The 13,179-nt window shown below is 42.2% G+C and carries 12 protein-coding genes, 1 tRNA gene and 2 pseudogenes; 1 reads left to right on the top strand and 14 read right to left on the bottom strand.

Annotation, left to right across the window (positions count from 1 at the left end; translation table 11 throughout):
• Positions 1-167 precede the first annotated feature (167 nt).
• The 9 genes from ilvE to JJQ88_RS14190 form a co-directional block, all read right to left on the bottom strand.
• The gene (gene ilvE / locus JJQ88_RS14230) at positions 168-1,073 is read right to left on the bottom strand and encodes a branched-chain-amino-acid transaminase (RefSeq protein ID WP_210366711.1); all 906 of its coding nucleotides are present in this window, start codon (positions 1,071-1,073) and stop codon (positions 168-170) included.
• A 436-nt stretch (positions 1,074-1,509) separates the two neighbouring features.
• Positions 1,510-1,586 (bottom strand) — tRNA-Arg (locus JJQ88_RS14225).
• A 118-nt stretch (positions 1,587-1,704) separates the two neighbouring features.
• Entirely contained in the window at positions 1,705-2,229 is a 525-nt protein-coding gene (locus tag JJQ88_RS14220; protein ID WP_210366710.1) for a metallophosphoesterase, read from the bottom strand.
• Complete coding sequence (locus tag JJQ88_RS14215; protein WP_210366709.1) at positions 2,222-2,827, bottom strand: XTP/dITP diphosphatase; 606 nt, start codon at positions 2,825-2,827, stop codon at positions 2,222-2,224. The genes JJQ88_RS14220 and JJQ88_RS14215 overlap by 8 nt, the downstream gene beginning before the upstream one ends.
• A gap of 13 nt (positions 2,828-2,840) precedes the next feature.
• Positions 2,841-3,596 (bottom strand): ribonuclease PH, encoded by a 756-nt coding sequence (rph, locus tag JJQ88_RS14210; RefSeq protein WP_210366708.1) that lies wholly within the window; start codon positions 3,594-3,596, stop codon positions 2,841-2,843.
• A gap of 135 nt (positions 3,597-3,731) precedes the next feature.
• On the bottom strand, positions 3,732-4,802 hold the full coding sequence (locus tag JJQ88_RS14205; protein ID WP_210366707.1) for a GerMN domain-containing protein: 1,071 nt from the start codon (positions 4,800-4,802) through the stop codon (positions 3,732-3,734).
• A gap of 781 nt (positions 4,803-5,583) precedes the next feature.
• Complete coding sequence (gene racE / locus JJQ88_RS14200; protein ID WP_282597706.1) at positions 5,584-6,381, bottom strand: glutamate racemase; 798 nt, start codon at positions 6,379-6,381, stop codon at positions 5,584-5,586.
• 11 nt (positions 6,382-6,392) lie between these two features.
• Entirely contained in the window at positions 6,393-6,851 is a 459-nt protein-coding gene (locus JJQ88_RS14195; RefSeq protein ID WP_210366706.1) for a MarR family winged helix-turn-helix transcriptional regulator, read from the bottom strand.
• Between the two features lie 509 nt (positions 6,852-7,360).
• Positions 7,361-8,323, bottom strand: coding sequence for a proline dehydrogenase family protein (locus JJQ88_RS14190; protein WP_210366705.1), 963 nt, complete (start codon positions 8,321-8,323; stop codon positions 7,361-7,363).
• Positions 8,324-8,444: 121 nt separating this feature from the next.
• Between JJQ88_RS14190 and pdxR the strand changes: the two genes are divergently transcribed.
• Positions 8,445-9,854, top strand: a complete 1,410-nt coding sequence (pdxR, locus tag JJQ88_RS14185) for a MocR-like pyridoxine biosynthesis transcription factor PdxR (RefSeq protein WP_210366789.1) — start codon at positions 8,445-8,447, stop codon at positions 9,852-9,854.
• A gap of 344 nt (positions 9,855-10,198) precedes the next feature.
• On the opposite strand, the pseudogene gerE reads toward pdxR, so the two are convergent.
• The 5 genes and pseudogenes from gerE to JJQ88_RS14160 all read right to left on the bottom strand — a co-directional run.
• A pseudogene (gene gerE, locus JJQ88_RS14180) lies at positions 10,199-10,288 on the bottom strand (spore germination transcription factor GerE); the annotation flags it as partial.
• A 21-nt stretch (positions 10,289-10,309) separates the two neighbouring features.
• Positions 10,310-11,878 (bottom strand): recombinase family protein, encoded by a 1,569-nt coding sequence (locus tag JJQ88_RS14175; protein ID WP_210366704.1) that lies wholly within the window; start codon positions 11,876-11,878, stop codon positions 10,310-10,312.
• Between the two features lie 35 nt (positions 11,879-11,913).
• A complete protein-coding gene (locus JJQ88_RS14170; protein WP_210366703.1) occupies positions 11,914-12,081 on the bottom strand; it encodes a hypothetical protein in 168 nt (55 codons plus the stop codon).
• A 166-nt stretch (positions 12,082-12,247) separates the two neighbouring features.
• On the bottom strand, positions 12,248-12,469 hold the full coding sequence (locus JJQ88_RS14165; RefSeq protein WP_210366702.1) for a hypothetical protein: 222 nt from the start codon (positions 12,467-12,469) through the stop codon (positions 12,248-12,250).
• Positions 12,470-12,696: 227 nt separating this feature from the next.
• A pseudogene (locus tag JJQ88_RS14160) lies at positions 12,697-13,020 on the bottom strand (helix-turn-helix domain-containing protein); the annotation flags it as partial.
• Positions 13,021-13,179 lie beyond the last annotated feature (159 nt).

The raw sequence follows: 13,179 nt of genomic DNA, 5'->3' as shown, positions 1-13,179 counted from the left end.
ACGAGTGCAATGGCACCCGGCCGGTTTTACTTGGCGGACCCTTTCAAACCTGCGCTCGAGGGTGAGTTCATCTTTCGCAGCATTACCGGTTCTCAGCTCTCCCGGCTCTCTGTCCATGCTTCAAACGAAAAATTACTTGTCCCTGTCTTCGCTTTCCCGTTATTTTATTAGCTTACTTGATGTGCGGTCTTTCCCGGATAAACCTTGACTCCCTCTGCTACTACTCTTGCGCGGAATTCACGGAGGATATTCTGGGTATGGCTTCCAGGAACTCCGTTTCCAATGACCCTTCCATCAACTTTGACAACTGCAATGACTTCCGCAGCAGTCCCGGTAAGGAAAACTTCATCTGCAGTGTAGACATCATGCCGGGTAAATGGCTCCTCCTTCACTTCGTAGCCCAATTCCCTTCCGATTTCAAGCACCGCATTCCTTGTGATGCCTTCAAGTGCGCCAATATAGCCTGGCGGGGTAAGGAGAGTGTTGCCCCTGACAATGAAAACATTGTCAGCGGATCCTTCAGCGACATATCCCTGGTCGTTGAGCATAAGTGCTTCACTGACATTCGCCAGATGAGCCTCAATCCTTACTAGGACATTATTCAAATAGTTCAGCGATTTAACTTTCGGGCTCAGGACATCTGGCCTATTCCTTCTCGTTGCGACCGTGACGATTTCCAGCCCGCGTTCATAAAGTTCCTTCGGAAAGATGGATAGCGGTTCGACGATGATGACGACATTGGCTTTTGGGCAATTATATGGATCCAGCCCGAGATCCCCAATACCTCTTGATACTACAACCCTGATGTAAGCATCTTCCAGGTCATTCCGATGCACGGTTTCCACTACAAGATCTGTGAACTCCTCCTTAGAGTATGGTATGTTCAGCATGATCGATTTCGCCGAGCGGTAAAGCCGGTCCATATGTTCATCCATCCTGAAAATGTTGCCGCTGTATACCCGAATTCCTTCAAAAATACCGTCCCCATACAAAAATCCATGGTCGTAAACGGAAACTTTAGCATTTTCCTTGGTGACAAATTCACCGTTCAAGTAAATCCATTGATCGGGCACAATCAACACTCCTTTAATGAATAGACGCTTTAAATTAATAAAATGAAAGATTAAAAAAATACACCCTATACATCCCGGCATCCCGCAATATTTAAGGTTTTTTTCTTTAGTTGATGATGCCAACTTGTTTTTATATTTGAGGATTATCTTACGCTCATTTGTCGCTGGCGTCAACAGGTTTTATCTAAATTATTTGATAATTTAGACTAGTTAATGAACTTGAATCCGCTTACATTGTTGATATATTCACATTTGTTAAAAAATAAAATTTTTTAATAAATCCAGTTAAAGTTAGGAAATCCTGCATAATAAAAAGCGGAGGGCAAATTTCTATTAAAAATATTCTTGGAAAAATCGGAGGAAAATCGCTTGTTATCAACAAGTTATTCAAAAAAAACTCACCCTCAAAAGGTGAGTTAAGGTATGTAGTGAAAAGTGGCGTCCCAGGAGAGATTCGAACTCCCGACCGTACGCTTAGAAGGCGTATGCTCTATCCAACTGAGCTACTGGGACAGGAACCATTTTTGAAAGACATGATTTATTATATTAGGCAAATAACTAAATGTCAATATCTAAATCAGCTTTTACGAGAGGAGCTAAAAACTCCTCTCAAAAAAACATTATAGCCGTTTTACACAGTTTTGTGAAGTATGAACTCCTGCCTAAGTTCCTTCAATTCTCCATGTCCAATATCATGGACCCTCAGTGCTGCTTTTCCCTGATTCAGCTCGAGTATAACGTAGGTACGTTCCTGGCGTCCCCGAGGCAGCCTGATGCTTCCAGGGTTGATGAAAAGGATGTCATCGACCAGCTCAGCTCCGAGTTCATGTGAATGGCCAAAGCAAACAACGCTTGCATTAAGTTCTTTTGCTTTATAATACAAATTCATAAGCGTCGACTTAACTGAATAGAGATGACCGTGAGTGACAAAAATCTTCACCCCATCGATGACATGCGTATCATATTCCGGATAATCCCCCAAAAAGTCGCAGTTTCCCTTTACCGACCTGAAACCATCCATCGCTGGATCCGTTTCTGCAAGTTCGGAATCACCGCAATGGAGCATTAAGTCGGCATTGTTTCCGTGGCGCATTTTTAGTTCTTCCAGCAGACCCGTTGACCCATGGCTGTCACTTACAACCACAATCCTACTCATTGGCAGCACTCTGTCTTCGCAGGATTTTTTCAAGCTTTGCTATCGCCCGGGCACGGTGGCTGATCTTGTTTTTATGTTCTGATGGCAACTCTGCCATCGTCTTTCCTTCTTCTGGTACATAAAAAATTGGGTCATAACCGAAGCCATTGGTTCCTCTTCGCTCATGAAGAATCCTGCCTTCACACGTCCCAAACACCATTACTGTTTCCCTGGCTGGCTCTGCCATCGCCAGAGCACAGCAAAACCTTGCAGTCCTTTCACTTTCCTGTACATTTTCAAGTTCCTGCAAAACCTTGTCGATATTCGCTTCGTCATTCTTTTCGATTCCAGCGTACCTTGCCGAAAAAATGCCAGGCCGTCCTCCAAGCGCATCGATTTCAAGCCCTGAATCATCCGCGATCACCCTGACGCCTAGCTGTTTTGCAATCGTTTCTGCTTTCAGCCTAGCATTTTCTTCGAATGTTGTCCCTGTCTCTTCAACTTCTTCTAGTTCTGGAAAATCCTGCAGTGTCTTTACTGTCATCCCAAGCGGCTGGAACAGCTTTTCGAATTCCTTTGCTTTTCCCTTGTTCCCTGTTGCGATAATGACTGTGTTCATTGCTCGGTCTCTCCTATCCCTGTTTTGTTCTGGAAATCTTTCCTGCCAATTCTTCACCGAGTACATCCTTTTGTAGTTCAAATAATTCCTTGAGCCCTTCCTGAGCAGCTTTCAGCAGGTCCTGAAGCTGCATGTATGAAAAGGTCGCCTCTTCTCCTGTACCCTGAATCTCGACAAAATCACCATTTCCGGTCATCACAACATTCATATCAACCATCGCAGCAGAATCCTCCACATAATTCAAATCAACGACAGCCTGGCCATCTTCCAGGATCCCGACACTTGTGGCTGACAGGAAATCGGTAACAGGAAAAGATGCAAGTTTTTTCTCCCTATTAAGCTTGTCAAGTGCCATTGCCATTGCCACGAAAGATCCTGTGATAGAAGCGGTCCTTGTTCCCCCATCCGCCTGGATCACATCGCAATCGATCCAGACCGTTCTTTCCCCGATCACTTCAAGATTCACCACAGCCCTCAATGCCCTGCCAATCAAACGCTGGATTTCCATCGTCCTTCCGGAAACCTTGCCTTTTGCGGCTTCTCTGATATTCCGCTGGTCGGTTGCCCTCGGCAGCATTGAATATTCTGCCGTGATCCAGCCCTTTCCTTCCCCTCGCATAAAAGGGGGAACCCTGTCTTCAATGCTTGCAGTGCAAATCACCTTTGTATCTCCAACAGAAATCAGGACGGAGCCTTCAGGATGCTTTAAATAGTCTGTTTCAATATGTATTGGCCTCAACTGTAAAGGTTCTCTGCCATCAAATCGCATTTTTGTTGACCTCCTTGGGTTTCTTCACAGATTTTCTTATCCAAATGCCGTTGTAAATCAGGATGGAAAGAAAGAAGAGGCAGCATAGTGACTGCCCCTTCATTTCGTCTTTACTAGTATACCAAAATCCTCGCATTAAAAACTAACGGTGTTTACTTTTTCTGGTCTAGTTACTGGCTCTGAAAGCTTTTCGCCTTTTTCAGTCAAAACATTCGCCTCTCCCTTGACCATCAAGGCCACACTTTCGATCCCCTCCTGTTCTGTCAGTGACAAGACAAGGGAATTAAGGGCATGTTCGGATACCATCTTTTCTTCAAAGCTTCCGTAAATCGATTCGTTGAAATTAAGAGTCAATTTCCCGCCCTCAAGCTTGGGATCATCAAGCAGCTTGACATCAGCCTGGAAGTCGCTCAACAGGTTCGAAGCATATGCAGGCCCCTCTATAAGCTCATTGACGATAGCAGCTGCGTTATTCCTGATTTTATTGCTGACGCGACGGGTAACCGGAACATAATAATACGAACCTTCTTCACCGCCAAGGTAGTAGACGGTCACCGCCTTAGTGTTCGTTATATCGACAACATCAGAGTGATCGAAGTTGATGCCGTCATCCCTGCTTAATTCTTCCCCAATCGGCGTACCATTGACTGGCATCTCTTCAAGCGGCTCTCCATTCATCTGCAGCTTGACCTTTTTGACCGAATCGAACTGAGTCAGCGTCCAGGTAATAGCCTGGAGAATCCTTTTCTCATCTTCTTTCTTGTAAGTGGCAAACTCCTTCGAGAAATCGACGGTGGCTGTTCCACCCTCTATGTTCACCGTCATTTGGGTATCGGCTGGGAGGACTGCCCGGAAACCATTTGGAAGCATTTCTTCCACTGGTCCGTTTGCGACCAGGTATTCAAGTGCCTGCTTGGCCACGCTCTCAGTTTTTGGAAGATTCATCGATTGTGATACGACATAGCCATTTTTGTCGATTAAATATAGCTCTGTCTGGACAGTCGTCTCCACGGCTTCTTTTCCATCCTGCTTTGTTTCGGCCGCATCATTATCCTTTACAGCTTCGCCATCTTCCGTCAATGTCACATCCTGGGGCGGGTCAATCTTCTTTTTTTCCTCTCCTCCGAACAAACCGCAGCCTGACAGGAAAACAGAGCTGGCCACCGTCGCTGCAATCACAATGGCCGCTTTTTTATTTTTTGGCATGTAAATCCCTCCAAAGACAGTTTGTACTATCATGTATACGAGCCTCAGGATATTTTAGACCGTCTTTGGAAAAAGATTTTAATGTGATGATTGCTACTATCGCCTAAGTCTATGCGTTTGAATGCCGAAAGTGACAGAAAGCTTTTTGCGTGCCTGGAGCATTTAACCTTGTTGATATCCTTCCAATCAGGGGAGAGGCAAACCATCCGATCGGTACCTCAGCAAACTCGTTTTCCTGCTTTTCCAGTCCCTTACTCATGACAGATTTCTCAGGGAGCTTAAAGCATGGAGCGAAGGATCTGGGCCTGCCTTCCCTCGGACTGCGCAGCAACCGGAGGATTAAGGAACCACGGATTATATAGCAGGAATTTTGGCGGTTTCCCGGTTATCTAGCACTTTTGTCTTCTAATTTAGTGAGAACGAGCCAAAATTCGTAAAGACTTTCTCCAGCGTTAGCATTAGAGTGGGTTGCACGGAGACTCCTCGAAAATGCTAACCCAATTCCGTCGAACGTGGGCAAACTTGAGGAAGCCCATTCAGTGTCCTGCGGGAGTACAGGGCAGGGGAGACCCCGCAGGAGCAGGACGACGAGGAGAAAGAAAAGCGGAAGCCCATTGGCCAGCCCCGACAAGCGCTGGCCGACTAAAACCGCCGCGTCCTCGGGCAAAGTTGGCACTAGGACTTCCTATCCGTCGAAGGGCCTGGAGCGCAAAACAACAGGTTGTCTAACAAGAAAAAGTAAAAAGGCTGTCCCAAAAGTTATGCGTTTGGGACAGCCTCCTCAGCCTAATTTGATTTTTTCCACTTGATCAATCGGGCGTTCTAGCCATTGGGAGGCGATGTTCGAGAAAATCGTCCTGGATCCGGTCGTGTAAAATGAATGCACCGGCAGCTCATCTCTATCCGCGAACATATCATTATGGTCGAGGATTGTGCTGACTTCCCTTGCAGTTTCCTCACCTGAGCTGATCACTTGAATGCCCTCGCCCATGACATCCTTGATCAGCGGTTCCAGCAAGGGATAGTGAGTGCATCCTAATATCAATGTATCCAGCCCTTTCCCAATCAAGGGCTCCAATGTTTCTGTGACGACTTTTTTGGCAACCGGACCATCATATTCACCGCTCTCGACAAGCGGAACGAATTTGGGACATGCCAGGCTTTCCACGAAGGCGCTGCGATTGATTGCTTTCAGCGCATGCTCGTATGCCCGGCTTTTTACGGTGCCTATAGTTCCGATGATTCCGATTCTATAATTGTCGGTCACCTTGATCGCTGTCCTTGCCCCAGGATTGATAACCCCCAGAACAGGTATGGATAGCTTTTCCCTGATTTCTTCGAGGACGACAGCCGTTGCCGTATTGCAGGCAATCACTAGCATTTTAATATTTTTCCCCAGCAGGAACCGGGTCATTTCCCAGGTGAACTTCTTCACTTCTTCAACCGGTCTCGGTCCATAAGGGCATCTTGCTGTATCGCCCAGATAAATAATTTCCTCATATGGCAGCTGGCGCATCACTTCTTTTGCGACAGTCAATCCGCCAACTCCTGAATCAATGATGCCGATTGGTTTGTTCAAAAAAATTCGCCTCATTCTCTACGCATTTCATGATGTAATTTCGATAAATTGCTTTTCAGGGATAAAATTTCATTCCCCGAAAAGTCCCTGAGGATTTCCATAAGGTAAAGCTGGCGTTTCTTGATTACCTCATCGATGATCCTTTCTCCTTCTTCGAGCAGATGGATCCTGACAACCCTCCTATCACTCGGATCCTTCACCCTTACAACAAGTTCGTTTTTCTCCATCCTGTCTACAAGGTCCGTCGTCGTGCTGCACGCAAGGAACATTTTGTTCGACAATTCCCCGATCGTCATATCCCCATCTTCAAACAACCATTGCAAAGCAACGAATTGAGGCGGTGTAATAGTATAATTGCTTAAGAGTTCACGGCCTTTTTGCTTAATGAGCCCCGCTATGTAACGCAAGTCTTTTTCTATGCCTGCAACTGTTTCCAGATCCATTTCATTTTGGACATCTTCTGTATTCATACCCACACCTCCTAGATGACAGCATCCACTATTTTATCTGAGAAAACCTTGAAGGGATCAAGCTTTTCAATATAGCGCCCTATTGCCCTTATTTTCTACTTTTTTCACACAAATTTCAAGGAAGAATTCATAATAGACCACCCTGGCTGATGAAAACAACTCTAAAAAACAACTTAACCGGCCCCTGTCACGGTGGCCGGCCTTAATGATGGAATTCTGATCCATTCCTTGCTGAATGGAAGTTATTCGAAGAATTTTATTTTTATACAAATGGCTTTTTGCTTTCGCAATTCTTTATTAGGAAAGCACTCTCTCAGGAAGAGCCGCTCCCCCTGGCGTTATTCATCAATCGATGGAGCATGTGTTGCGATCAATAAAACATCCATTGCTTACGTTTTGGAGCTTTCCCCCGTTATCAAAGGATATTGCTGTTACTGCCTCCCATTTTAAGTCCTTCATATTCGCTCTATCCAAACTAAGTGCGGCTGAACTCTTAATCCAACAATTTTTTAATAGTAGGAAAGGCTTTTGTGTTTATCGCTTGGTTCAATCATATCTTTTACCGCAATGTACAGGTTCTCCGGATATTCAGCGATTCGATGGCATAAATACAGATACCACTCTTGCCCATAAGTTAAGTAAACTTTGCAATTGTACCCTTTTGATCTCAAGGTCTTGGATAAATCCGGTCGTATTCCGTAGAGCATTTCAATTTCCGTAATCGATTGGTCCAATATCTGGCGGCGCTCTATTTCCTGAATAAGGTATTCATCATGTGTTGCTATGGATACCGGGTGCCCGGCTTCAGTTAACCGTTCGACAAACTCCAGATAGCGATTATCTAATTCCTTTGACCTTGTCATTGCAATGCTGGAAGGTTCCTGGTAAGCTCCTTTGACAACCCGGATTTTTCCTGGATAGTGAATGAGTTCCTGAAGATCGTCAAAAGACCGATTTAAGTGTGCCTGAATTGTTATCCCTACATTTTGATACTGTTCCGAAGCTTTTTTGTAAAGATTCAAAATGGCATCTGTTTTAGCTGATTCTTCCATACTGATCATAACTGTTATTCCATACCGGGCTGCTTTTTGGGCTATTTGATGCAAATGGCTGTAAGCTTTCTCTCGACTTGCCAATAATCCAATATGGGAAAGATCCAGTGATACAGTTTGCTTTATGGCCATTGAACCCATTTCTTCAATCAGATGCAAAAATTCGTCTTTAGCCTTAATGCATTCTTCACTCTCGCCTGTATTTTCTCCTATATATTCCAGTGAGATCGAGTATCCTCTGGAAATCAATTCATTTGCGATCTCGATTCCATCTTTTTTCTTTTCACCGGCAACAAACCGGTTGGCCGCCTTTAATAATAAAGGGTACAGTTCCTCGGATTGCTGGATATAGGATTTAATATGCAGATTTCGCGCAATCGACTTTAGGGCTTGAGCAACTTGGACTTCAGGGCTCTTCAAGATCGTATCTCTCCTCTTTTATTATATTTTAGTCCACTTTATCATGATAAAATGGTTTGGATTAGTACCACTTATCATGTTTTTTGATGGTACCACTTTTACAAAGGAGAAAATGAAAACGATGCTTTGGATTCCCATTGACCGATCACTCGATATTCCGTTAATCAGGCAGATTCATCAGCATATCCGCGAAAGAATCTTATCTGGCCATTTAAAATCCGGTGATAAGCTCCCCTCTACGCGAGAGCTTTCAGCTGAATTGAAAGTTTCCCGGAACATCGTAATTGAAGCGTATGATCAACTTGCCGCCGAAGGTTTCATTAACTCGCGGACGGGTGCAGGGACCTATGTTGCTTCAGGAACTTTTCTGGAACAGTATAGAAACGCGTCTCCGTTCCGTTTGTCCGGCGAGGATGAAAAGAACAATACTGCCCATAACATCATTGATTTTCGTTCCGGTATACCTGCATTGGATTTATTCCCGCGAAAAATATGGGCCAGATTATCCTCTGCCATCTGGAATGATACGCCGCCTTATACGTTCGGGTATGATATTCCGGAAGGGCGCATGGAATTAAGGCGGGCTTTGTCGCTCTATTTACTGAAAACGAGAGGTGTCGAATGCCACCCTGATCAAATTGTAATTACATCCGGCGCCACCCAGGCTATGGCACTTGTCTCTAAATTGCTATTATCACCAGGTGAAACGGTTATGATGGAGGATCCAATCACTCAAGATATTCAAGCAATATTTGAATCAACTGGCGCACAGCTTTACCCAATTCCGGTTGATAAAGATGGGATGATGACCTCGATGCTGCCTTTGGAGCTGAGCCCTAGGCTCGTCTATGTGACTCCCTCCCACCAGTTTCCACTGGGAGGCACACTTCCGATTCAGCGAAGAATTCAATTGATCCATTATTCAAGAAAAAGAAATTGTTATATCATTGAGGACGACTATGACAGTGAGTTCCGGTATGATGGCCCCCCTGTAAGTTCATTGCAGGGAGTAGAGCCTGCTCGTGTCCTCTATATTGGTTCATTCAGCAAAATTTTGTCACCGGCACTCAGGATGGGCTATTTAATCCTGCCGTCACAGCTGATTGAGGAAGGCCGCAGGCTAAAATGGTTCTCAGATCTCCATACGCCTTCAATAGACCAGCTTGTTCTTGCCTATTTTATACAAGAAGGCTATCTAGAAAAACATATCGCAAAAATGAAAAAAATTTACAAAAGCAGAAGGGATATCCTTATCCAGTGTTTAGAAAGTTCTTTTTCAAATAAGGTTGAAATTCTGGGCCATTCCACAGGCCTGCACCTCATTGCTGAGTTTGAGGAAATGCCGTTTTCAGAAGAAATGCTTGGAAAAATTGAACAATTTGGAGTAAAGGTCTATTCTGTACAGGAACATGCCATTGAAAAAGGAAAAAATCTTAACCAGCTTATTCTGGGGTATGGGCATCTAAACAACGAAGAAATAGAAGAAGGCGTTGCCAGACTCAAGCAGGCCCTGTCAATTCATCATTCCTAGAAAAAAGGCACAATGCAATCCATAATATAAGGAACATCTGCCAAGTGATTTGGATGCATTCAGGCGGAAAAAGGTTAGGCTCTTCTCTTGCGATTTTCCATCGCCTTTTATTCCAGGCGATGTTAAATCTGATAGAGTGGGCTTAAGCAGCCCACTGGAAAAGAGGAAACCAAGGAGGTTCGTATGTTCCGTACATTAGACCATTTCTTGAATGAAATCTTGGAGTATGAAGCAGAGGTTACCCAGAGGCAAAATTAACCCTTACCTCGAAATTAAAGTGTGGATATCTCATCTGCATATCGGAAATCCAAAACCGGCCTCCTGAAGGAAAGCCGGTTTTGTTATTATAGCTTTAGCTCTCCCATTCGCAGGAGCTCTACAACAGCTTGGGAACGCCCCTTTACACCAAGCTTTTGCATGGCGTTTGAAATGTGTTTTGAATAAATAAAATCAATCTAGTCAGATAAAAAACCGACCGGGAAGAAAACTTCTGAATTCCCATCTTTGTCAACTAATATTTCATAAATCACGCCTCGTAAAACCTCTTGAAGTTTTCCAGTATCTTTGAAGTCCATATTCGTTAAATTAATCAATGCTTTCTTTACTTCGAGTTGAAATACCTCTTGTTTGATGTGTGTATCAACATTATTTGTTAGGTTTGCCAATTTAAATTTACATTCTTCCAGTTCTTTCTCAAACTCTTTTTTGTCAAATTCATATTGTTCCTGGTCAATCTCTCCTAATTTATAATCCCTTCTTGCCTCAAACAACAATTTGCGGGTTTGGTTAATTTTATTTTCGATTTCTTTTTTCTTTTTTTCATTAATATGACTATATTTGGGTTCTTCAATTATTTCTAAAGAATTACTTCTTTTATTAGAATCAATGACTTTAGATAACTTTTGTATGATGTTCTTTAAAACATCATTTCGGAAATCAGTGAGTGGAAGCCAGGTTTTATTTTCACACCCCTTTGATCCTTTCCTTCTTCGGGTAGAACAAATGAGATATCTATATTCATTTCCTTTGTTTCCTGATTTCATAGAAACAAAATTACTTCCACAGTGAGCACATTTTAAAATACCTGCAAATGGATTCACTTTATTATTTCTAATTCCTCCACGTTTCCCTCCACCTCGTTTTAATCTCAATATTTGAGCTTTGTTAAAAACTTCATCATCAACTATTGGCTCCCAATTTTTCCCCTCATTTCTTTCCCATTTTTCTTTTTCCCTTTGTACCAATTTTTTCGAACGGTCTTGTAAATTATTTATATCATTGTAGACATTCTTTATCTCATATTTATTATAAACATTCCGACCAGTATAAGCTTCGTTTTGCAAAATCCTCTGGATGGTTGTAACTCCCCATATTTCCCCTTTGGGTGAAGGGATATCTTTTTCATTTAAAAAAATAGTAATTGCTTTTTCCCCCATATTATTATTACAGTAAAGGTCGAAGATTAGTTTTACAATGTTAGCGTCTTTTTCTACTATCTTTAAAGTTTTTATTTTTTCGTTATTCTCCTTTCGATACCCATATGGTGCATGGGAACCTGTAAAATTCCCTTTTTTTGCAGATTGCCGAATCCCTCGCCTGCTTGAAATAGATATCTGCTCAGATAGTTTTTGATTTACAGCAGAAAGAATTTGAAATTTTAATTCATCTTTGTCAAATTTCGAATCATATCCTTCTTCAATTGAAATTAAACGAACATTTAATTTATCAACAAGAATTCTTTTTAAACTCAAGGAATCTAAAGTATCCCTTGAAAACCTTGATAATGATGAGAATATTATTGTTTTAAAAAAACCCTTTTCGGCATCTTTAATCATATTTTGTATATCATCTCGGTTGATAATTGAAGTTCCTGAACTTCTATCCTCATACTCATAATCCAGCTGTAATCCTTCAACCATTGCCTTTTCTTTACATAACATTCTTTGATGCTCAGGAGAATCCTTTTGCGAAGCTTTTAAAGTTGACACCCTTGTGTAACTTGCTGTTATATAATCGTTTGACATAATTACCTTCAACTCCTATAAAAAGTCCCCACATCTCAGCTATGAGGAATGTTTCTTTTGTTGTTATTTTTCAGAAAATGATTTAATTCAAACTTTGTTCTTACTTCCTTTATTGTTTTTTCAATCAGATCCTCAATAACTTCATCTGCGGTTTTACCTGAAGAAACCTCTTTTAATATCAAAGTATATTTTTTTTTCTTCATTTCTCCGCCTCCTCACCACAAAATATGTAAGCGTCGGATTGTCCTATTCCTTATCGCTCATATAGGGTAGAGAAGGGAGAAAAAATGGATGTATTAAATTAAAATGTATTAACTTTGTTAAACTTACACAATTTTAATGAATTGAAGATGTGATTTCTGCAATCCCTTATTTTTTTTCATGGATAACTAAAAACTTAAAATTTGTATCTAAGGGAGTCACAGTAAATTCCTCAGGCAACCAATCACCTTCATAATATTCAGGTTCGATATAATAAACAAATGAGCGAAAATCCGTCCCCACTATTTTATAAATTTTATCCTTCTTAAAAACGATTACATCATCTATAAAAACATCTTTTAAACACTTTACGTGCGTGTATTTATTCATCATAAACACTCGTTCCTCTCATTTAGTTTGGAGTATTTTTACCTTTAAATATTTATTGGAGATTCTTGATTTGGTTCGTTACATTCACCTAATCCATTCCATTAAACAACGTAGCAAAATTTGCACTCGTTAATTAAATCAATAAAATAATTATTTATTTTATTAAAAAAAGAGGGTCACTTCCTTATCGGAACTGACCCTCTTTTTACTACATCTATTAATGTAACTTCCCATTCGAGAATCTGGATGATCTGCGATACACTCCGGCTAGGAACTTCCTTGCGAAGGATGATCGCCTGTTCCAACAAATGATGGGGAACGGCTTCTGTATTCCGGGTACCTGTCCTAGCTTGTGGCTTTAAGCCCTCAAATCCCTCTTTTCGGTATTGGGCCAAATATCTCCTGATGGTCCTCTCCGATAGGCCGCTGGCCTTCGTTATTTGATCTTTTAACTCCTTTGCTTTCCCTGCATCGAGCCCCTCTGCCAAGAGGGGGGCTATCAGCTGATAACGCTGAACTGCCAATTCCTCTGATCTCTTACCATAACCCATGATATACACTCCTCTCTGTGTCTATCATGAGTGTAAATCAGAGGTTATTGGACAGTGAATGCAGAACGGGTATGTATCCATAAATTAATATTTACAATGGGCCGGACAATTCTAGCCAGCCATCCATTGGCATCCCCAACCAAGCGTCCTATCCTTTGA

Source organism: Bacillus sp. REN3, from assembly GCF_017912555.1.
In the GTDB taxonomy this organism is placed as follows: Bacteria; Bacillota; Bacilli; order Bacillales; family Cytobacillaceae; genus Mesobacillus.
The sequence above is the reverse complement of the archived record's forward strand: the minus strand, read 5'-3'. Positions and strand labels throughout refer to the sequence as shown.